The sequence below is a fragment of the Lentzea atacamensis genome (assembly GCF_003269295.1).
In the GTDB taxonomy this organism is placed as follows: domain Bacteria; phylum Actinomycetota; class Actinomycetes; order Mycobacteriales; family Pseudonocardiaceae; genus Lentzea; species Lentzea atacamensis.
Map to the genome: position 1 here is coordinate 191082 of NZ_QLTT01000005.1, position 21402 is coordinate 212483.

Here is a 21402-nt window from a genome sequence, read left to right on the forward strand (position 1 = left end):
CTACTGCAGGTGGAACGTGGCGGCCAGCGTGGTGAGCCGGTCGGTGATGTCCGCGTGGACGTTCGTGCGCCGAACCCAGTTCTGACACCCGCTCGCCGCCGACGGCGGCGGACCGAGCGGCGACACCGCGTCCGTCACCCCGTACTCCAGCCGGTACGCGAGCACCGCGATCGCCGACTCCAGCCAGAACGACGGATCCGGTGTGGGAATCTCCCCCAGCCCGACCCGGAACCACACGGGCATCCGCGCGTACTGCCCGAGCGCCTCGGAGATGCGCCGGGCGGCCGCGTCCTTGATCTCCCCGCGAGCCTTGTCCCCGGCCAGCACCGCCTCGGTGCGCCACTCCTCACCACTGGCGTCCTCATCGGCCGCCAACCGGTCAGCGGCCCGCTTCGCACTCGCCTCGTTGGCGTTGATGAGCCACTCCATCTGCCGAACCTCGTGCGAAAGCGCGTCCCGCTCGAACCGGGGCACCCGCCCACCGTCCAGCTTGGACCGAGCCTCGTCCCGCCGGGCCTTGAGCCCGTCGAACTCGAGCACCTCCTGCTTGAGCTCCACCCGAGTGGGATCCGCGAGGATCTCCTGTTCGGCGTCCCAAGCCTTGCGCAACGCCTCGACCAGCGGCGCGATGTCCCCCGCCACCGCATCAAGATCCGCCAGCGGCCCGTCGCCAGCACCGGACAGCCGCCTCTCCAGCACCGTCAGCCGCGCGGTGACACGCTCCAGCTCCGCCGCCAGCTGTCCGACGTGACTGATCAACGTGGCGACCTGCGGCTCGACCACGTCAAGCCGTTCCTTCTCCGTGGGCACCCGACCAGCGAACCGGACCCCCGGCCCCCGGCCAAGGCACCGATCATCGAATGCACGCATTAGGGGCCAGACTTCCGCCCACCCGTGGCATTCGTCCCTCACGCACCGTCACGGCAGTGGGTGAACAATGACAAAACGAGGTATTACTAGTAAATGGCGACCTCTGTCACTGAGACCGAACGCAAGTACGAGGCACCATCGGACGCGAGCCTGCCGGACCTCACCGAGATCACCGGCGTAGCGACCGGCCCGGAGGAGTTCGACCTGGAAGCCACGTACTTCGACACCGACGACTACCGCCTGGCGCGCGCGGGCGTGACCCTCCGCCGCCGCGTGGGCGGCGACGACGAAGGCTGGCACCTCAAACTCCCCGCAGGCGAAGACTCCCGCCAGGAAGTCCGAGTCCCCCTCGGCCGAGCCGTGAAACAACCCCCGAAGGACCTCTCCTCCCTGGTCCGCGCCCACACCCGAGGCTCAGACCTGACCCCGGTCGCCGAAATCCGCACCAACCGCCGCCGCTGGCAGCTGACCAACGGCAACGGCCAGCTCCTCGCCGAGGTGGTCGACGACGTGGTCACCGCCCAAACCATGGGCTCCTCGACCACCACCACCTCCTGGCGCGAGATCGAGGTGGAACTGGGAGAAGGGGGCGACCGCAAACTCCTCGACACCGTCGAGCGCCACCTGGGCGACGCAGGAATCCACCCGTCCTCCTCGAAGTCCAAGCTCTCCCAGGTGATCGGCGTAAAACGAGACGCCATCCCCACCATCGGCAAAAAGTCCACAGCAGGCGACGTGGTCCTCGCCTACCTCCACGAACAACGCGCCGCCCTGCAGAACCAGGACCCCCGAGTCCGCCGCAACGAGGACGACGCCGTCCACCAGATGCGCGTAGCCACCCGCCGCATGCGCTCAGCCCTCCAAGCCTTCGGCAAAATCGTCGACCGCGAAGCCACCCGCTCACTGACCGACGAACTCAAGTGGCTGGCCGGAGTCCTCGGCACCTCCCGAGACCTGGAAGTCCTGCGCGCACGCTTCGAAGACGGCCTCCACGCCCTCCCACCCGAACTCGTACTGGGCGACGTGGCCGCCCGCCTGACCCGCCACTTCGCCCCGCTGGAAGCCAAGGCGCACAAGGACTCCGTAGCGGCCCTGGACGGCGAGCGCTACTTCACCCTGCTCAACTCGATCGACGCCCTGCTCGCCTCTCCCCCTCTGACCAAACTCGCATCCGGCAAGGCGAAGGACGTCCTCCCCAAACTCGTGGAGAAGTCCCGCCACCGCCTGGACGTCCGAGTAGAGGCAGCCCTGGCGGCCAACAACAACGACGAGCCCCTGCACGAGGCCCGCAAAGCCGCCAAACGCCTCCGCTACTCGGCAGAGGTCGCCGAGCCCGCACTCGGCAAGCACGCCAAGGCTTTGCGGAAGCGGGCAAAGGACGTGCAAACACTCCTAGGCGACCACCAGGACTCGGTGGTGGCCCGCCCCGTCCTCCTCGACCTGGGCCGTGGCGACGAGAACGGCTTCACCTTCGGCCTCCTGTACGGCCAAGAGGTAGAGCTGGCCCACAAGACGGAGGCAGCACTCCCAGCACTGTGGCGCAAGCTGAGCAAGGAACACCTCTAGCAACGTCTCGCGATGGCGAAGCCGAGCAAAAGGCGACGGCGAAGCCGAGCTGCCGTTAGCGCCGCAAGCCGCCCAACGCAACAGGCGTGCCATCAACCCGCGCGCGGCGCTGGCCGGTCTTTGATCAGATTGGCGGGGTCTGGGGCGGAGCCCCAGAAAAGCCCACCCAACCGGCACATACGCACGCACCGCAACCACCTACGGACACGAAACCGGAACCCGCCAACGCAACCGGGGGACGACCTACGGACAGAGCGCGCACAACCCAAACCCCCATTGGTCTAAACCTTGACACCCACCCCACCGCCTGAAACCGTGACCCCAACGCCGCCACCAAGGTCCCCCCGTGCCTGGAGGATTGGCGTGAAATCGAGAAAACTGCGGGCAGCCCTGACAGCGCTGACAATCGCCACCGCAGGAGTCCTGGTGACCGACCCAGCAGACGCGGCCCCAGCGGCAACATCAACCCGCGAGGCAGCGTCAACCAGCGAGGCAGCCGCATCCCGCAAGGCAGCAACCTCGCTACAAGAACTGGTCCCCCACCCGGCCCAACTCCAGCCCCGCCCAGACATCACCTTCACCCTGACCCCGAACGCCAAGATCCAGCTGACCTCGGACACACCCCGAAAACCAGCCGAACTGCTGGCAGGGATCCTCCGCAAGTCAACAGGATTCCCCCTCCCGATCACCACAGGCGTACAGGGCGAAGGCATAGTCCTGCTAGCAGGCGCCGACCCGAGAACCGGCCAAGAGGGCTACCAGCTGGACGTGACCCCGAACCAGGTGGTCATCCGAGCCAACACCACAGCCGGCCACTTCAACGGCATCGCCACCCTCCGCCAGCTCCTCCCGCCGAAGGCGGAGGCGAAGACCAAGCAGCCAGGCCCGTGGCAAGTCCCAGGCGCGAGCATCCTCGACCACCCGAGGTACCACCACCGAGGCACCATGCTCGACGTGAGCCGCCACTTCTTCACGCCGGACCAGGTGAAACGCTACATGGACCAAGCAGCGGCCTTCAAAATCAACTACTTCCACCTCCACCTGTCGGACGACCAGGGCTGGCGCCTGGAGATCAAGAGCTGGCCGGACCTGACCAAGATCGGCGGCAGCACTGAGGTGGGTGGCCGCAAGGGCCGGCTCTACTACACCCAGGACCAGTACAGGGACCTGGTCGCGTACGCGGCGAACCGCGGCATCACCGTGATCCCGGAGTTCGACATGCCGGGCCACACCAACGCGGCACAGGCGAGTTACGCCGAACTGAACTGCGACGGCAGGAAGCGCCCGCTCTACACCGGCACCGAGGTGGGCTTCTCGTCCCTCTGCATCAGCAAGGAGATCACGTACAAGTTCATCGAGGACGTGGTCAGGGAGGTCTCCGCGATCACCCCGGGCCCGTACTTCCACATCGGCGGTGACGAGGCCCTCTCGACTCCGGACGCCGACTACGTCAAGTTCATGAACCGCGTCCTGCCCATCGTGAAGAAGTACGGCAAGACCACGATCGGCTGGCACGAGTTCATCAAGACCACCAAGGACACCGCGGTGATCCCGCAGTTCTGGGGCACGACGACGTCCAACGCCGACGTGGCCGCGGCGGCCCAGCGCGGCAACAAGGTCCTGATGTCGCCCGCGAACCGGATCTACCTCGACATGAAGTACAACAAGGACACCAAGCTCGGCCTGAACTGGGCGGGCTACGTCGAGGTGAAGGACGCCTACAGCTGGAACCCCGGCGCGTACCTCACCGGCGTGTCCGAGGCGTCCGTCCGCGGCGTGGAAGCTCCACTGTGGACGGAGACCATCCGGACGAGCGCCGACATCGAGCAGATGGCGTTCCCGCGCCTCCCGGTGGCCGCCGAGCTCGGCTGGGCACCGGCGAGCGTGCACAGCTGGGACCGGTTCGCGCCACGGCTGGGCGCGCAGGCACCCCGCTGGAAGATCCAGGGCATCAACTACTACGCGAGCCCGCAGGTGCCGTGGAAGAAGTAGCCCCTAGAAGTAGCCCTGCGCACGGCCGGAGTAGCTGACCAGCAGGTGCTTCACGCGGCGGTACTCGGCGAGCGCCGCGGTGTTCGCCGGGTACGCGTAGTAGTTGTTGACCCACACCCGCTCGGCGTTGAGCTCCTGGCCGACGTTGTGCGCCAGCGCCACGTCGCGCGACCAGATGCCGGCGCCGAGCTGGGCGGTGGTCTCGTTGGCGATCTTCACGGCGTCGTCGCGGTCGTCGAACCTCGTCACCGAGACGATCGGGCCGAGCACCTCGTCGGCGAAGACGGCGGAACGGTGGTCGCCCTCGAAGATCGTGGGCTGGACGTAGTGGCCGGACGCCTCGCCCCCGGTCACCAGCCGCGCGCCCTCGGCCTTGCCGCGCTCGATGTAGGCGAGCACGCGGTCGCGCTGCGCCAGGCTCACCACGGCGCCGACCATGGTGTCCGTGTCGAGCGGGTCGCCCGAGCGGAGCTGCTGCGTGCGCTGGGTCGCGAGGTGCAGCAGTTCCTCGTAGATCGCGGTCTGGATGAGCGCGCGGGACGGGGCCGTGGAGATCTCGCCCTGGTTGGCCGCGAACATCGCGAAGCCTTCGAGTGCCTTGTCGAGGAAGCCGTCGCGTTGCGCGGTGACGTCGGAGAAGAAGATGTTGGGGCAGCGGCCGGCCACGACCGGGTGATCCTCGGATCCGGTGACCACGTTCACCACACCGGGCGGCAGCAGGTCCGCGATCACGCCGAGCAGCACGTGGATCGACGCCGGCGTCTGCAGCGCGGGCTCCAGCACCACGGCGTTGCCGGCGGCCAGCGCGGGGGCGAGCACGCGGCCCGCGTTCATCAGCGGGAACGTCCACGAGAGCCGTTCGTGCACCACGCCGAGCGGCTGGAACGAGCGGTAGTCGCAGGTGTCGCGGCCGAGCTGCTCGACCTCGCCGACCTCGGTGCGGATGACGGCGGCGAACTGGCGGAACTGCTCGATCAGCATCGGGACGTCGGCGACCAGGGCCTCGCGCACCGGCTTGCCGTTGTCCCACGTCTCGGCGACCGCGAGCTCGGTCGCGTGCTCCTCCACCCGGTCCGCGATCTCGCCCAGGACCGTGGCGCGCTCTCGTGCCGTGGTCCTCCCCCACGCGCGTGCGGCGCCGCTGGCGGAGTGCAGGGCACGCGCCCTGTCGGCGTCGGTACCGCGCGCGACCTCGGTGAAGACCTCACCGGTCACCGGCGTGACGTTCTCGACGTACTCACCGGAGACGGGCGGCACGTAGTCGCCGCCGATGAAGTGGTCGTACCTCGGCCGGTACGCGACCACGCTGCCGGGCCGACCCGGCGCCGCGTACTGCGTCATTCTCGACTCCCGCTGGGTGGCTCGGGTGGGGAAAATGAGAAACTAGGCAGCAGAACGTTGCATGCTCGTTGCAAGCCGTGGATGGATCAGTGGCCCACGACCCCGGGCAACACGCACTGTTGCTGAGTCGCGTAAGAGATGCCGTGTTGAGTGGTACTCGCACGGTGGATTCGCCACGCTCAGTGATTTCCGCGTCGTGGCAACGGTCACTCGCCGCCAACGTGGATCCGGACCTGCACACCGCCCCCACGGTCTTCGCCGCCGACGAACTTCCCGACCTGCGCGAACGGCATCCGCTGCACCCCAGCCTGCCGGTGCTGCGCGAGACCCTGCTCGGCTTCGCGCACGAGGCCAGGCACATCATGATCGTCGCGGACGCGCAGGGCCACATCCTGTGGTGCGAGGGCTCCCACGACACCCGCCTGAGCGCGGAGGACGTCGGCCTCGCGGAAGGAACGCGCTGGTCGGAGGACGCGGCGGGGACGAACGGCATGGGCACCGCGCTCGCGACGAACGCACCGGTCACGGTCCACTCCGCCGAGCACCTCGTGCGGACCTATCACCACTGGACGTGCGCGGCGAGCCCGATCCGCGACCCCGACACCGGCAGGACGATCGGCGTCGTCGACCTCAGCGGCCCGATCGAGACGGTCCATCCGTCGATGGTGGCGCTGGTGTCCGCGTCGGCCCGGCTCGCCGAGTCGGGAATGCTCGCCAGGATGCACGCGCAGGACGAGGAGTTGCGAGCACGCAACATGCGGCACCTGATCGCGTTGCGCGGCGAGCCCGGCGCGCTGCTCAGCCCGACCGGCAGGGTCGTCGCGGTCGAGCCGTACGGGCTGCTGCCGTCACGCGTCGACGTCTCCAGCGACCGGGTGCGGCTGCCGGACGGCCGGGAGGCGGTGCTGGAACCCCTCGCCCGCGGCTATCTGCTGCGCATGCCCCGGCAACGGCACGTGCGCAGGTCGGTGCTGTCGCTGTCGTTCCTGCTCCCGGAGCCGAAGGTCGTGCTGGACGGGCGCGAGGTGCCGATCTCGCTGCGGCACGCGGAGATCCTGTGCGCGCTGGCGTTGCACGGCAGGCTCTCGGCCGACCAGCTGGCACTGCGGCTCTACGGCGAGCGCGGCAACCCGACGACGGTGCGCGCCGAGCTGCACCGGCTGCGCGCCCAGCTCGGCGCCGACGTGCTGGCGACCAGGCCGTACCGGCTGACCGCGGACGTCGAGGCCGACTTTCTGGCCGTGCGGGCCGCGTTGAAGGACGGTGACGTGCCGCTGGCCGCCTCCCGGTACCGCGGCTCCCTGCTGCGCCGCTCCGAGGCACCGGTCGTGCTCGCCGAGCGCGACGATCTGGCGTCCGGCGTGCGCAAGGCCGTCCTGTCGCGCGGGGACGGGAACGCGCTGTGGACGTTCACCCAGACCGACTCGGGAGAACACGACGTCGAGGCACTGGAACAGCTGGTCAGGCTACTTCCGGCGGACGACGTGCGGCTCGCGATCGCCACCGCGCGGCTGAGGAGACTCAATCAGGACGATTGACAAGAGTCTCAGTAACTGAATATCTTCCCAACTAAGAGACTTGGTGGGGAGACTCTCATGCGCGCACTCATCATCGGAGCGGGGACCGGGGGCCTGTGCCTGGCGCACGGGTTGAAGAAGGCCGGCGTGGACGTGGCGCTGTTCGAACGCGACCGCACGCCGCGCAGCATGCTGATCGGCTTCCGGGTCGGGATCAGCCCGGACGGCAGCAAAGCGCTGCACAGCTGCTTGCCTCCGGAGGTGTTCGCCGAGTTCGTCCGCACGACGGCGAGGCCGGTCCGCCGGATCAACATGCGCACCGAGAAGTACGGCGAGCTCCTCGTCGCCGACCTGCCGCCCGCGGTGGACGAGACCCGCAGCGAGAAGTCCGTCAGCCGGATCGCGATGCGGACCGCGCTGCTCAACGGGCTGGAGGACGTCGTCCGGTTCGACAAGACCTTCACGCACTACCGCCACAACGACGACGGCACGGTCACGGCGTTCTTCGCCGACGGCACGTCCGAGACCGGTGACGTGCTCGTGGGCGCGGACGGCGCGCAGTCGAAGGTCCGCAAGCAGCGCCTGCCGGACGCGAAGGTGGTCGACACCGGCATCACTTCGATCGCGGGCAAGCTGAAGATGACGCCGGAGACACTCGCGTTGCTCCCACCTGACGGCGACGAGGCCGTCACGCTGCTCTACGGGCCCAAAGGCGCGTTCGTGATCCTCCACGTGATGCACTTCGACAACGGAGGCGCCGAGGACGACTACATCATGTGGGGCTTCTCCGCAGCCCACGACAAGTTCCCCGACCTGCGCGGGATGACCCAGGACCAGCTCAAGCAGGTCGTGCTGGACCTGACCCCGAACTATCACCCGAACCTGCGCGAGCTCTTCCGCCGCGCGAATCCGGAGACCGTGTTCGAGATCCGCATCCGCACTTCGGAGAAGCTGCCGCCGTGGCAGGCGAGCAACGTCACGATGATCGGCGACTCCGTCCACCTCATGACACCCGGGCGCGGCATCGGCGCGAACACCGCGCTGCGGGACGCGGAGTTGTTGTGCCGCAAGCTCGTCGAGGCGCACCACGGCAAGGACCTGGTCGAGGCCGTCTCCGAGTACGAGCGGGAGATGGTCGAGTACGGGTTCGAGGCGGTGCTCGCCTCACGCGAGCAGATGGACGGGCGTGGCGCGATCCACAAGCCGGTGATCGGCCGGGTCGTGCTGGCATGTTTCCGCACGTTCCTGCGGGTCACGAACGCGCTGCCACCGCTGAAGCGCCGCATGATGGCGAGGGACATGGCCGATCGTGATCACGTAGATTCAGCCCATGAGGTGGTTCACGCCCGGTGAGGTCATCGTGCGGCGGGAGGTGCTGCACGGCAAGGTCTGGTCCGAGATGCCGACCAGGGTGGTCGTCGACGAACCGGGCCTGCTCGCGGTGTTCGTGGAGCCGGGCACCCGGCTCACCTATCCCGACCACCACCACCCGCACCCGTGGGACAAGCCCGAGCGCGGGTTCTGGCGAGGGCACGGCAAGCTCATGCTGCACCGGCCGGAGGACGCCTACTCCGTCGACCTGTTCTGGAAGGGCGACGACCGGGTCTTCGGCAACTACTACCTGAACCTGCAGGCCCCCTACCGCCGCACCGAGGACGGGTTCGAGACGCTCGACCACGCGCTGGACTACACGATGGCGCCGGACGGCACGTGGGAGCAGCGCGACCTCGACGAGTTCGAGGAGCAGGTGGCGTCCGGCAAGTACTCCGCCCAGGAGGCCGAGGCGATCAGGGCGGAGGGCCAGAAGATCGAGAAGATGCTGGCCTCCGGCGAGATCTGGTGGGACACGGCCTGGGCGGACTGGCACCCTCGCGCGGAGTGGCGGTGAAGGTTCGACCGCTCACGTTCGACACGCTCGTCGCCGAGATCGTCTCCCGCATCAGCGCGATGGACGGCCGGGTGCGGGTGCTCATCGACGGGGCTCCCGCGGCTGAACCGGGCAAGCTCGCCGACGCGGTCGTGGAACCGTTGCGCGCCTTGGGCCGTGCGGTGCAGCGGGTGTCCACTGAGGACTTCCTGCGACCGGCGTCGGTGAGGCTGGAACACGGCCGCACCGACCCGTACTCGTACCGTCACGACTGGTTCGACTTCAACGGCCTGCAGCGCGAAGTCCTCGATCCCGCACTCGACGGCAAAGTGCTGCCGTCGCTGTGGAACGCGGCCACCGACCGGGCCAGCCGCGCCGAGTACGTGGACCTGCCGGAGAACGGTGTGGTGCTCGTCGACGGCACGCTGCTGCTCGACCGCTGGCTGCCGGCCGAGCTGACCGTGCACCTGTGGCTCTCCGCCGGCGCGCTCAACCGCAAGACCGCCGCACTCAAACCGGACGAGGAATGGACGCTGCCGGCGTTCGACGACTACGAGCCGGTGGCGGACCTGTTCGTGCGCTACGACCACCCGGATCGACCGGGTCTGGTCGAGTCGTGAACCTCACCTCCTCCTGCGGACATAGACGGGGCAGATGAGGAGGGTCCGTGACCGACGAAGAGCTCTGGGGGCAAGTCCGGGCCGGCGTGAGCGAGGCGTTCGGGCTGCTGTTCGAACGCCATGCCCAGGCCGTGTTCGCCTACTGCCTGCGCCGCACCGGCACGTGGGCCGTTGCCGAGGACCTGGTGTCCGTGGTGTTCATGGAGACCTGGCGCAAACGCACGTCCGTGACGGTCGAGGGGTCTCTGCTGCCATGGCTGTACACCATCGCACTCGGTGTCACTCGCAATCACCAACGCGCTCGCACGCGGTACAAGGCCGCGCTCGGCAAGGTTCCGCGGCACGACGCGGACGACGACCACGCTGACGATGTGGCACGGCGGGTGGACGCCGAGACCAGGACCAGGGCGGTGATCGCCGAGCTGGAGAAGCTACCCGCCGGGGACCGGGAGGTGCTGGAGATGGCCGCGTGGTCCGACCTGAGTCAGGCGCAGATCGCCGAGGTGCTCGGCATCCCGGTCGGCACCGTGAAGTCCCGACTCGCTCGCGCGCAACGCACCGTGCGTGGCGCCTTGGTTGAGGAGGCACTGTGATCACGCCCGAGATCCCGCAGCTGGACCCGCTGCGCCTTCAGATCCGCAAGCACGCACTGCTGAACGAGATCAGCTCGAAGCCGTCCCGCCGGTGGTGGCGCTTCACGGTGCCCGCGACGGCTCTCGTGGCCGCCGTCGCCGTGACGCTGGTGCTGTGGACCCCGACGAACCAGGACGCCTACGCGTCGTGGACCGCTGAACCGAGGGCACCCGGCGACCTGGCACCCGTGCTCGCGGACTGCACGAAGACGCTCGACCGCCACGACGCGCAGGGCGAGGGGAATCGGCCCAACTGGCCGGCCCCCCGTGAGGTGTCGGTCGTCGACCAGCGCGGAGACCTGACGATGGTGCTGTTCACCGGTCCGCAGTCCGAGATGCTGTGCCTGCGGACGCCGAAAGGTGTCGCGATGAGCGGACATGGGAACGCCACGGGCCGCGAGCCGCTCGGCGACAGGCTGTTCGCCGACTTCGCCGGGCAAATGGGCATGACGGACGTGAACACCCGCAACAGCATGAGCGTCCTGACCGGCCGGGTGAGCCCGAAGGTCGGCAAGGTGGTCATCGGCACGGAGGACGGGCTGGAGGTGACCGCGACCGTCGGCAACGGCTGGGTCGTGGCGTGGTGGCCGAGCTTGGGCAAGCCGAAACACGTCAGGCTTTATGACGAAGCAGGCGGCGTTCTGCAGACCTCCCCGATTCCCGTTCGCGTTCGGTAGTCTGCAAGGCATGTGGCGGCCGGAGACCAAGAACCGCGCGCTGTTGATGCTCGCGGTCTTCCTGCCTGCCCTCTACGCCTTCACGTTGTTCTCCTCGCCGACCGAGGTCGCCGCGGCCGTGACCGCGCTCGCCCTCGCGTTGATCGTGGTCGTCGCGCTGGTGCCCCAGCTGATTTCACAGGCGGTGGCGCCAGCGCGGTCGCTCTCGATCCGGGAGCGAGCACAACGATCAGCACAACTGCGGCTGCGCGACCCCGACGCCGCTGGTCGGCCCCGTCCTCGAGCACCGGGATGCCGGACGTTCTGACACGTCCCGCACTTCCCAACTCAAGACGGAGAACCAACCCTTGTTCGCTGACCTGGGCGCTGCCCTGGCGAGCTTCGGCATGCCCGCGCTCGCCATCGTGCTGTTCACGATCGTCGTCCGGCTCGCACTGCACCCGCTGTACCGCGCGGCCGTGCGCGGCGAGAAGGCCAAGGCCAAACTCGCGCCGGAGATCCAGAAGCTGCAGAAGAAGTACGGCAAGGACCTGATGCGGTTCTCGGAGGAGTCGCAGAAGGTCTACGAGAAGAACGGCGTGTCGATGTTCGCGGGCATGCTCCCGATGCTCGCGACGATCCCGTTCTTCATGGTCATCTACCAGGTCGTCACGACCCCCAACCCCCTCCTGGAGGGGACGATTTTCGGGGTTTCGCTAAGTGCTCACTTCATGAGCAGTTTCGAGTGGGTGTTCTTCGCGCTGTTCGGCCTGCTCGCGGTCGTCGCGTACGTGACCGTGCGGTGGCAGCAGTCGCGCATGACCACGACGCCCACGCCCGGCTTCATGACCGGGCTGATCAAGGCGCTGCCGTTCGGCACGATCCTGGTGGCGGCGTACCTGCCGCTGGCCGCAGGGCTGTACCTGCTCACCACGACGACGTGGACGATCGCGGAGCGGGCGCTGCTCTACCGCATCCTGAGCTGAAGCTGGGCGATGAGCCGGACGAGCGGATCGTCCAGGTCCAGGTCGATCCGCTTCAGCCGGTACCGCAACGTGTTCGGGTGCACGTGCAGCCGCTCGGCCGCGGCTCGCACGTCGCCCAAGGCGTCGAGGTAGACCAGCAACGACTTCGCGAGCTCCGGGTCGAGCGCGTCGATCCGGGGGTCGCGGATCCGGGGATTGTCCTGGAGCAGCGCGAGAATCTCGCTGACCAGGACCTGTGACCGCACATCGGCGAGCGTCGCGACTTCGGCGTCGAGATCGCGGGCCATCGCATCGAGCACGCGCTCGGCCTCCTGCCGCGAGACCTGCGCATCGTCCAATGTGGACACTGTCGAGCCGACCGCCGCCTGAACCGACGTGTGCAGGTGTCGTCGTGCGGTTGTGACGATTTCCCGCGTCAGGTTCAGAAGTTGAGCGTTCGGGGCGAGGTCCGGCAGCAGCACGTAGGTGCGGCCGCCGGACTCGCTGACCAGTGCGCTGCGCCGGTACGCCGCCGCGTGCACGGAGATCAGGCCGGTCATCTCGGCGCGGCGGAGCTCGTGTTCGCTGCGGTCGGCGTCACCTCCGCGCAACGCGAAGACCACGACGGCGGCGGGCTTCTTCGGGTCGGCACCGATCTGGCCGGCGACCGTGGCGGCGTCCATCCGGCCGGTGAGCAGCGCGGCGAGGAGGTTCTCGCGGAACCGCGACGTCGGCTGGTTGCGTTGCTGGATGAGGTGCGGGGCGGTGACACGGGCGGCGCCGAGCAGCGCCCGTTCCGCCTGCTCGGACAGCGGCTGGTCGCCCTCCTGCACCCAGATCGTGCCCAGCGGCTGCGAGCCCGCGTGGATGCCGACGGCGATGCGGCGGCGGATGCCGAGCTCCGGGCGTTCGTCGATGCGGACGACCTCTTCCGACGACCGCAGCAGGTTGTAGACGCCCCACTCGCGCAGCATCTTCAGGTACGGCTCCGGGCCCTGGCGTCCGAGGATGGAGAGCCGGCGCAGTTCGTCGACCTCGTCGGACGAGCGGGAGTAGGCGAGCACGCGGCTCGCGGTGTCCTCGATGCTGACGATGCCGCCGGTCAGGGTCGCAATCGTTTGCGCGAGTGCGAACAGGTCGCCGAGGATCTCGCCGTCGTCGGTCGTGGTCGTGAGCACGCTCTTGGCCAGCGACTCCAGGTGTCCCCACCGAACCTCCGGGCGGACTTCCAGCAGCGCCACGCCCGCGTCGATGGCGGCCTGGTCAAGGGCGGACGAGCTCTCCTTGACCGCGACAGCCGCAGCCTTCGCCCGGCCGGCGGCCCTGATCAGCGGCAGTGCAGCCCTGCCGCGTGCGCCGATGACCAGGGCGAGGTCTCCGGCGGCGACGTCCGGCGGGTCGTCCGGATCCATGATCACGACATCGCGCACGTCGACTTCCAGGCCGTTCGGGGCGACCTGCAGTTCGACCAGTGGATCGCCCAGAGCGATCAGGAGGTGGCGGAGGCTCATGGTTGTTCGATCGTACATCTGACCTGGTGAATCTTGGCCGGTCGCACAACGGCGGCGAGGTCATGCGGTCTTACGGTTTGGGCACCCCACATCTCGAAGAGGAGTTGCCGAGTGGACGCTGTCACCCAGGTTCCCGCCCCGGTCAACGAGCCGGTGCTGCAGTACGCCCCCGGTACCCCGGAGCGCGCGGAACTGCAGGCCAAGCTGGCCGAGCTGCAGAAGGAGCCGCTCGAGCTGACGATGACCATCGGTGGCGAACAGCGCATGGGTGGCGGCGCGCGGTTCGACGTCGTCCAGCCGCACAACCACCGCTCGGTCGTCGGCACCCTGGCGGGCGCGACCCAGCAGGACACCCAGGACGCCCTGCGCGCCGCTCGCGAGGCCGCCCCGGCGTGGCGCGCGATGTCGTTCGACGACCGCGCGGCCATCCTGCTGCGTGCGGCCGACCTGCTGGCCGGCCCGTGGCGCCAGACGCTGAACGCAGCGACGATGCTCGGCCAGTCGAAGACCGCGATCCAGGCCGAGATCGACTCCGCGTGCGAGCTGATCGACTTCTGGCGCTTCAACGTGCAGTTCGCCCGCAACCTGCTGGCCGAGCAGCCGATCTCCTCCCCCGGCGTGTGGAACCGCACGGACCACCGCCCGCTGGAGGGCTTCGTCTACGCGATCACGCCCTTCAACTTCACCGCGATCGCCGGCAACCTCCCGACCGCGCCCGCGCTGATGGGCAACGTGGTGCTGTGGAAGCCGTCGCCCACCCAGTCGTTCGCCGCGCACCTCACCATGCGGCTGCTGGAAGAGGCGGGCATGCCGCCCGGCGTGATCAACCTGCTGCCCGGTGACGGCCTGGCCGTGTCCGAGGTGGCGCTCAACTCCCCCGACCTCGCGGGCATCCACTTCACCGGCTCCACCGCGACGTTCCAGAAGCTGTGGGCGCAGGTCGGCGCGAACATCGCGAACTACCGCTCGTACCCGCGGATCGTCGGTGAGACCGGCGGCAAGGACTTCGTGCTGGCGCACCCGTCGGCCGACCCGGACGTGCTGCGCGTCGCGCTGATCCGCGGTGCGTTCGAGTACCAGGGCCAGAAGTGCTCCGCCGCGTCGCGCGCCTACGTGCCGCGCTCGGTGTGGAACAAGATCAAGGACCAGTTCCTGGCCGAGGTCGAGGCGCTGACCTACGGCGACGTCACGGACTTCTCGAACTTCGGTGGCGCGGTGATCGACCGCCGTTCGTTCGACAAGCTGTCGGGCGTGCTGCAGGCCGCGCGCGCGGACTCCACCCTGGAGATCGCCGCCGGTGGTACCGCGGACGACTCGGACGGCTTCTTCGTGCGCCCGACCGTGCTGCTCGGCTCCGACCCTTCGAACTCCGTGTTCACCACCGAGTTCTTCGGCCCGGTGCTCGCTGTCCACGTGTTCGAGGACGCCGACTACCTGACCGTGCTCAAGCAGATGGAGAGCGCGGCGCCGTACGGCCTGACCGGTTCGATCATCGCCCGTGACCGCACCGCCGTGGCGCACGCGATGGAAGAGCTGCGGTTCGCCGCCGGCAACTTCTACGTCAACGACAAGCCGACCGGTGCCGTCGTGGGCCAGCAGCCGTTCGGCGGCGGCCGCGCGTCCGGCACGAACGACAAGGCGGGGTCGGTCCACAACCTGCTCCGCTGGGTCAGCCCGCGCTCCATCAAGGAGACCTTCGCGGCGCCCACCAACCACCTTCACCCGCACCAGGGGGCGTGATGCTTCGCAGCTCTCTTCTCGCGGCGTCCCGCAGCAAGGGCGCTCGCAGGCTCGTCGAGTCGACGCCGCTGACCCGGCCTGTCGTCGAGCGGTTCGTCGCCGGTGACGACGTCTCCTCAGCGATCCACGCGACCGCCGAGGTGCTCGCGGACGGCCGGCTCGTCACGCTGGACCACCTCGGTGAGGACACCGTCGAGGAGTCGCAGGCCAACGACACGGTCGAGGCGTACCTGACGCTGCTGGCGCGGCTGGAGCAGCACGGGCTGACGCGGGGCGCCGAGGTGTCGGTCAAGCTGTCCGCCGTGGGCCAGTCGCTGCCGGTGGACGGCGAGAAGATCGCGCTGGAGAACGCCAGGCGGATCTGCTCGGCCGCCGCGGTCGTCGGCACCACCGTGACGCTGGACATGGAGGACCACACCACCACGGACTCCACGCTGGACATCCTGCGTGAGCTGCGGGTGGACTTCCCGTGGGTCGGCGCGGTGCTGCAGGCCTACCTGCGCCGGACCGAGCAGGACTGCCACGACCTCGCGTACTCCGGTTCGCGGGTGCGGCTGTGCAAGGGTGCCTACCAGGAGCCCGCTTCCGTCGCCTACCAGGACAAGCACGACGTCGACCTGTCGTACGTGCGGTGCCTGAAGATCCTGATGGAGGGTCAGGGCTACCCGATGGTGGCCTCGCACGACCCGCGCCTGATCGCGATCGCCGCCGACCTGGCGTCCGCGCGCTCGAAGGACTCCTACGAGTTCCAGATGCTGTACGGCATCCGGCCTGAGGAGCAGCGCCGGATCGCCGGCGAAGGCAACCGCATGCGCGTGTACGTGCCGTACGGCGACGAGTGGTACGGCTACTTCATGCGTCGCCTGGCGGAGCGTCCGGCCAACGTGGCGTTCTTCGTGAGGTCGCTGCTCACGACGAGCTGAGCGCCTCGACCGTTTCGAGGGCGAACTCCAGCTTCACCGGCTCACCCACCTCGCGCATGATCTTCACCGCGCGGTGGGTGAGCTGGAGTGCTTTCCGCAGCTGGTACTTCGTCTCCGCGCAGAGCCGCGCGTAGATCGTGAGCGTGTCGGCGTACCCGGCCTCCCGGTCGAGGTCCTTGCCCGTCAGGTGCCACAGCACGACGGCGGTGTGCGCGGTGTTCCTCGCCTCCACCCGCCGTTCCGCGCCGCGGAGCTTGCACGCGTGCTGCTGCACGGCCCCGATGTAGGCGCCATGGCCGGACGGCGACTTGTCCTTGAGCGCCCGCCAGATGTCGAGCATCAGCTCGGACGACTCCAGCGCGTGCCCGTGATACTCCATTTCGGACAGTGTGGCGGTCATGGGCTGCATGGCGATCGCGAGCTTGGCCCCGAAGAAGTCGATGAGCTGGGACGGCAGCCGCCGGACGATGTCGAACACCTCGGCCGCGCTGATGAGCGCCTTGTCCGCCTCGTCCTGCACGAGCAGCTGCTCGGTCAGCATCGACAGGGCGATCGCGAGGTCGGCCTGGTGCCAGACCGTGTTCTCGGCGGCCAGTTCCCGGTACACGTCAACGGCTTCCTGCGCCGCGGCGAGTTCGGCGTCGTAGTCGTGGGCGACTTTGACGACGTTGAGCAGCGCGGTGCCGAGCCCCTTGCGATCACCGGTTTCCCGCCACAGCATCACGGCTTCCTGCGCGGTGAGCTTCGCGTCCGGGTCCTCGCACAGGTCGCGCAACGCCTGGCTGTGCCGCATCAGCGCGTCCGCCAGCTCCGGCTGGAACGTCTGCGGGTTGACCACGGCGAGCCTGCGGAAGACCTCGACGGCTTCCTTGAGGGTCTCGTCGGCCGCTTCCGCGCGGCGGAGCTCGACGAGCATGGACCCGGCGGCGGCGAGGTTGCGGGCGAGCTCCGGTTCGTAGCGCGGGTCTTCCCGGGAGAGGATGCGCCAGTTCGCGATCGAGAGCTGCATCGAGTCGGCGGCGTGGGTGTTCTCGCCCTCGGCGTGGTAGCGCCGCGCGACGATGGCCGCGACCCTGGCGAAGTCGGCGCGGAACAACGCCGGGTGCATCTTCGCGAGCTCCTGGTACATCAGCGTCGCGCGGCTGATGGCGTCCATCGACTCCTCTGGCATGCCGAGGCTCTGGTAGCGGTAGCTGATCTGTTCGAGCGCCGACGCGAGGTGCGGGGTGGTTTCCGGGTCGTCGATCGCGATCTCGTGCCACAGCCGGATCGCCTCCTCGGAGACCTGCAGAACCTCCTCGGTGCGGTGCACGGCGAGCAGGCGCAGGCCCAGGTCTCCCAACGAGTCCGCGAGCAGCGGCCGGTTCTCGCGGTCCTGCTCGACGAGCTCGCGGTAGCACTCGACTTCCTGCTTCGAGGCTTCGACGGCTTCCTCGCGGAGGCCGCAGACCGCAGAGCGGGCACTGAGCATCCCGTACATCTCCGCGCGTTCGAGGGTGTCCTGCGCGCGGTCGATGAGGCGTTTCGTGATCGTGGACGGGATCGGGTCGGTGGCGAACCGCTCGTCGCGGAAGACGTGGCGGGCGATGTGCTCGAGCGTGGTGAAGGAGCCGATCTCGGCGGCGGCCCGGAGGCTGTCGCGCTCCATGTCGAGCACGATCTCCGGGTTGGCGTCGATGACCTCGTCGAGCTTGGCGCGCAGGTGCGGCCACCTCTGCGCGGCGCGGGCGAGCAGGTCGGGATCCGGGGCGTCCGGGGTGGCGACGGCGAGGTAGTCCTCGGCGATGCGGCCGTTCTTGGGACCGTTGTCGCGTTTCAGGAGCTGGCGGACGAGCTGGGTGCGGTTCACGTCGCACGGGTCGCCGTGGACGGCGGTCAGCGCGGCCAGGTGCAGGTCGAGGACCGTCTCCCCGGCGATGTTGGGCGGCGGCTCGTCGGGTGCCGTGACGTTGAGCTGCTTGGCGAAGTGCTGGCAGGCCAGGGTGAACGACTCGGCGCGGTCGTCCAGGGTCGGTGCCAGCGCGACGTCGGTGACCTCGTGGTCGAAGTCCGCGATGCGCTGGCGGGTCGAGGACCACCACCAGCCCGTGGTCCTCGCCGCCAGCAGCACCCGCGTGCGCTCGGGCCCGTGCCGGAGCGTGTCCTGCAGCTGCAGGAAGACGTCGTTCCACGTGAGGCGGTCAGCGTCGTCGATCAGCAGCAGCCTGCCGTGCTCCTCGTCGTCCCAGTGCTCCTCCTGGAAGTGCCGCAGGAGCCTGGTCTTGCCCGCACCCGCCGGTGCGTGCAGCAGCAGAGACGCCGCGGGCGCGGGGCTGTCGCGCCAGTGCGTGAGTGCCTGCAGCTCGGATTCTCTGCCGTGAAAGGGGACCACCTGTCGGGTGGGGTCCAGCAGTGCGGCGACGCTGAGTGCTCGGTCCACAGCCTCATAGTCGGCCGACGGTCAGGCCAGGGGTAGGAAGACCACACCATCGTGGCTTTTTCCCGTTTTTCCTTCACTCCTTTGCTGACTGGTTTGGAGATCCTCCAACGGTTGGGCACGCCGTGCGAGGTGGTGACGGTAACTTTCGTACTCACCCACGAACCCGGGCCGGATGCGGGCGAGCTCCAGCACCCCGGACAGGGCATCGCGGTGGCCGATGAAGTCCGCGCCGGCGTAGTGCGCGCCGCCGATGATCCGTTCCCTGAGCGGTATCCGCTTGCGGGCGTACTCCTCGCGGAAGAAGCTGCCGGGCGTCATGCGCCGGCGGATCGCGCTCTTCACGTTCCCCGTGACGTCGCGCTCGTGGGTCCACTCGAAGTCGGTGATCTCCCGCTGGAGCTTGCCGAGCCGCGCGGACGACCTGGGGTCGAACACGTCGATGAGCGAGAAGTGCCGCTCGGCGTCGCCCTCGACGTAGGTGAGCCGGTCGCCGCGGGCGAGCAGCGCGTTGGTCCTGCGGATGGCGTCCGCGAGATGTCGAGACCGACCGCTCGGGCGGGGTCCACGAGGCGGGCGAGGAAGTTGACGCCCTCGCCCATGCCACAGCCGACTTCGAGTACGTTGAGGGTTTTGAAATCGTTGCCGAGTGCGGCAGTCCGCGCAATGCCTGGAAGTAGAGCTGCTCGGAGAAACCGTCACTGACGCCCGCGTTGAAGTTCGGGCAGAGTTCTTCGAGCAGTTTCGGGCAATGCACGCCCCGGTTCCGGAAGTCGCCGGTCCGCGATCACGACGCCACGTCGTCGTAGACCGCCGAACCGGCACCTTTGGGCTGGTCACCGTCGGGTATACCGGCGTCGAGGTCGCGCAGCCCGGTGGCCGCGTTGCCGTTGGTCATGAGAGCACTGCCGAGGTGAGTGTTGCTTGTGTTCCGCACTGCGACAGCGCTTCCACCGGGAGATGACCATTCTTTTCATTCATTCCGGGTGAATTCGTAGAATACACCCTTGAATGCAACTCGTTGCAAAGATTTCCAACGTTCCCGGTCTTTTTCCCGGCACAGGACCGGCCGCCCGGTTTCAGTCCGGACTGAAACTGTCAGACCCTCGCTGCACAATCAGTGGCGTGCTGGTCGCCCTCGTCCTGGAAGCGGACGGTGCGGGCCGGTGGCAGAAGCTGCACGACGACGGGACGCCCGCTGGTCCCGCGATGGCGGCGGAGTCGCTGGCCCCCGCCGTCGCGTCGCTGGAGCTTGCCCACAAACCGCGGTGGGTGTGGGCGGACACCACCGAGGTTTACCCGGCACTGCTGCGCGCCGGGGTGCGGGTCGACCGGTGCTGGGACCTGCACCTCACCGAGGCGTTGCTGCTCGGCGCCGAGGGCAGGCACCGCGAGCCGAAGGAGCTGGCGGCGGCGCTGGCGCGCGAGCTGGGGATGCCGGCGCCGGCGGATCTGGGGCCGCGCAAGAAGGACGTCGAGCTGACGTTGTTCGAGCCCGAGCCGGTGGTGCTGCCGGGCGGCACGGACGCGCTGGCCGCGTTGTCGCTGGTTTTCCGGGCACAGCAACGGAATCCGGCGCTGGGGCTGCTGATCGCGGCGGAGTCGGCGTCGGCGTTGGTGGCGGCGGAGATGACGCACCACGGGTTGCCGTGGCGGGCGGACGTCCACAACGAGATCCTCGAGGAGATGCTCGGCCCGCGCACTGCGCCGGGCGTGCGGCCGAAGGTGTTGCAGGCGTTGGCGGACCAGATCCGGGAGGCGTTCGGCGGCAAGGAGGTCAACCCGGACGCGCCGGCGAGCATCGTGCGGGCGTTCGCGCGTGAGGGCATCGACGTGCCGTCGGCGCGGCGGTGGGTGCTGAAGAACATCGACCATCCGGCCGTGGAACCGTTGCTGGAGTACAAAGAGCGCGCACGGCTGTGGGTGGCGCACGGCTGGACGTGGCTCGACGCGTGGGTGAAGGACGGGCGGTTCCGGCCGGACTACGTCGTCGGTGGCGTGGTGTCGGGCCGTTGGGCGTCGCGTGGTGGTGCGGCCCTGCAGATTCCCCGGCTGATGCGGAAAGCGGTGATAGCGGACGACGGCTGGTGCCTCGTGGCGGCCGACGCCTCCCAGCTCGAACCGCGAATTCTGGCTGCTCTGTCGGGAGATCAGCGGTTGATCGAGGTGTGCGGGGACGACGATCTCTACTCCGCGCTGGCCGAGGACTCGTTCAAGGGCGAGCGGCCGCGCGCGAAGATCGCGATGTTGTCGGCGATGTACGGCGGCACCTCGGGTGAGGCCGGACCGCTGCTCGCCGTGCTGCGCAAGAGGTTTCCCCAAGCCGTCGGTTACGTGGAGGCCGCGGCGCAGGCCGGTGAGCAAGGGCGGATGGTCCGCACGCGACTGGGACGCACGTCGCCCGCACCCTCGGAGGCGTGGCGCGAGCTGACCGGCGGCGCGGACGACTCGGGCGAGGTGTCGAGCTCGTCGCGGCAGGCGGCGCGGAACTGGGGGCGGTTCACGCGCAACTTCGTCGTGCAGGGCAGTGCGGCGGACTGGACGGCGGCGTTGCTGGGCGTGCTGCGCAACAGATTGCCCGCCGACGCCCACCTCGTGTTCTTCCAGCACGACGAGGTGCTCGTGCACTGCCCGCGCGAGGACGCCGACGCGGTGATCCAGGCGATAGCGGACGCCGGACGCGAGGCGACGCGGCTGCTGTTCGGCGAGACCGCGGTGCGGTTCCCGATGAACGCCGTGCCCGTCGCGTGCTACGCCGACGCGAAATAAGTCCAAACAAGACGCGG

At 68.8% G+C, this 21402-nt stretch carries 18 protein-coding genes; 13 read left to right on the forward strand and 5 right to left on the reverse strand.

Translation table 11 applies throughout. The features are described 5' to 3' along the window. Positions 1 to 810: a hypothetical protein gene (locus tag C8D87_RS23495; protein ID WP_112228386.1), complete on the reverse strand. Its 810-nt coding sequence runs from the start codon at positions 808 to 810 to the stop codon at positions 1 to 3. Positions 811 to 963: 153 nt separating this feature from the next. Here C8D87_RS23495 and C8D87_RS23500 point away from each other — a divergent pair, with 153 nt between their 5' ends. Together C8D87_RS23500 and C8D87_RS23505 are read left to right on the forward strand one after the other, a co-directional pair. Then, on the forward strand, positions 964 to 2436 hold the full coding sequence (locus C8D87_RS23500) for a CYTH and CHAD domain-containing protein (protein ID WP_112228387.1): 1473 nt from the start codon (positions 964 to 966) through the stop codon (positions 2434 to 2436). A 423-nt stretch (positions 2437 to 2859) separates the two neighbouring features. After that, complete coding sequence (locus tag C8D87_RS23505) at positions 2860 to 4428, forward strand: beta-N-acetylhexosaminidase (RefSeq protein WP_411711461.1); 1569 nt, start codon at positions 2860 to 2862, stop codon at positions 4426 to 4428. A 3-nt stretch (positions 4429 to 4431) separates the two neighbouring features. Here C8D87_RS23505 and C8D87_RS23510 read toward each other — a convergent pair whose 3' ends face one another. Next, positions 4432 to 5769: an aldehyde dehydrogenase family protein gene (locus C8D87_RS23510; RefSeq protein ID WP_112228388.1), complete on the reverse strand. Its 1338-nt coding sequence runs from the start codon at positions 5767 to 5769 to the stop codon at positions 4432 to 4434. Positions 5770 to 5951: 182 nt separating this feature from the next. Between C8D87_RS23510 and C8D87_RS23515 the strand changes: the two genes are divergently transcribed. Genes C8D87_RS23515 through C8D87_RS23550 form a run of 8 tightly spaced genes read left to right on the forward strand, consistent with a single transcriptional unit; the run spans position 5952 to position 12047 of the window. Continuing rightward, the gene (locus C8D87_RS23515) at positions 5952 to 7307 is read left to right on the forward strand and encodes a GAF domain-containing protein (protein WP_233442250.1); all 1356 of its coding nucleotides are present in this window, start codon (positions 5952 to 5954) and stop codon (positions 7305 to 7307) included. Between the two features lie 57 nt (positions 7308 to 7364). Continuing rightward, positions 7365 to 8639: an FAD-dependent oxidoreductase gene (locus tag C8D87_RS23520; protein WP_112228390.1), complete on the forward strand. Its 1275-nt coding sequence runs from the start codon at positions 7365 to 7367 to the stop codon at positions 8637 to 8639. After that, positions 8617 to 9174 carry a ribonuclease FAU-1 family protein gene (locus C8D87_RS23525; RefSeq protein ID WP_112228391.1) on the forward strand — a complete coding sequence of 186 codons (558 nt, stop codon included), beginning with the start codon at positions 8617 to 8619 and terminating at the stop codon, positions 9172 to 9174. Before C8D87_RS23520 ends, C8D87_RS23525 begins: the two co-directional genes overlap by 23 nt. Beyond that, positions 9171 to 9773 (forward strand): nucleoside/nucleotide kinase family protein, encoded by a 603-nt coding sequence (locus C8D87_RS23530; protein WP_109640865.1) that lies wholly within the window; start codon positions 9171 to 9173, stop codon positions 9771 to 9773. The genes C8D87_RS23525 and C8D87_RS23530 overlap by 4 nt, the downstream gene beginning before the upstream one ends. A 47-nt stretch (positions 9774 to 9820) precedes the next feature. Next, positions 9821 to 10366 (forward strand): RNA polymerase sigma factor, encoded by a 546-nt coding sequence (locus C8D87_RS23535; RefSeq protein ID WP_109640734.1) that lies wholly within the window; start codon positions 9821 to 9823, stop codon positions 10364 to 10366. Then, the gene (locus C8D87_RS23540; protein ID WP_109640733.1) at positions 10363 to 11082 is read left to right on the forward strand and encodes a hypothetical protein; all 720 of its coding nucleotides are present in this window, start codon (positions 10363 to 10365) and stop codon (positions 11080 to 11082) included. Before C8D87_RS23535 ends, C8D87_RS23540 begins: the two co-directional genes overlap by 4 nt. A gap of 10 nt (positions 11083 to 11092) precedes the next feature. Then, complete coding sequence (locus C8D87_RS23545) at positions 11093 to 11389, forward strand: DUF6412 domain-containing protein (RefSeq protein ID WP_112228392.1); 297 nt, start codon at positions 11093 to 11095, stop codon at positions 11387 to 11389. 40 nt (positions 11390 to 11429) lie between these two features. Next, the gene (locus C8D87_RS23550; protein ID WP_112228393.1) at positions 11430 to 12047 is read left to right on the forward strand and encodes a YidC/Oxa1 family membrane protein insertase; all 618 of its coding nucleotides are present in this window, start codon (positions 11430 to 11432) and stop codon (positions 12045 to 12047) included. Here C8D87_RS23550 and C8D87_RS23555 read toward each other — a convergent pair. Next, entirely contained in the window at positions 12029 to 13537 is a 1509-nt protein-coding gene (locus C8D87_RS23555; RefSeq protein WP_112228394.1) for a PucR family transcriptional regulator, read from the reverse strand. The genes C8D87_RS23550 and C8D87_RS23555 overlap by 19 nt on opposite strands. A 111-nt stretch (positions 13538 to 13648) precedes the next feature. Here C8D87_RS23555 and pruA point away from each other — a divergent pair, with 111 nt between their 5' ends. Then, positions 13649 to 15277 (forward strand): L-glutamate gamma-semialdehyde dehydrogenase, encoded by a 1629-nt coding sequence (pruA, locus tag C8D87_RS23560; RefSeq protein WP_109640729.1) that lies wholly within the window; start codon positions 13649 to 13651, stop codon positions 15275 to 15277. After that, a complete protein-coding gene (locus C8D87_RS23565) occupies positions 15277 to 16200 on the forward strand; it encodes a proline dehydrogenase family protein (protein ID WP_112228672.1) in 924 nt (307 codons plus the stop codon). The genes pruA and C8D87_RS23565 overlap by 1 nt, the downstream gene beginning before the upstream one ends. Here the strand turns inward: C8D87_RS23565 and C8D87_RS23570 are convergent. Then, positions 16187 to 18619: an ATP-binding protein gene (locus tag C8D87_RS23570; RefSeq protein WP_112228395.1), complete on the reverse strand. Its 2433-nt coding sequence runs from the start codon at positions 18617 to 18619 to the stop codon at positions 16187 to 16189. The two genes, C8D87_RS23565 and C8D87_RS23570, sit on opposite strands and share 14 nt — an antisense overlap. 21 nt (positions 18620 to 18640) lie before the next feature. Next, the gene (locus C8D87_RS23575) at positions 18641 to 19054 is read right to left on the reverse strand and encodes a hypothetical protein (protein WP_112228396.1); all 414 of its coding nucleotides are present in this window, start codon (positions 19052 to 19054) and stop codon (positions 18641 to 18643) included. A 690-nt stretch (positions 19055 to 19744) separates the two neighbouring features. Between C8D87_RS23575 and C8D87_RS23580 the strand changes: the two genes are divergently transcribed. Then, on the forward strand, positions 19745 to 21385 hold the full coding sequence (locus tag C8D87_RS23580; protein ID WP_411711462.1) for a bifunctional 3'-5' exonuclease/DNA polymerase: 1641 nt from the start codon (positions 19745 to 19747) through the stop codon (positions 21383 to 21385). Positions 21386 to 21402: the final 17 nt, after the last annotated feature.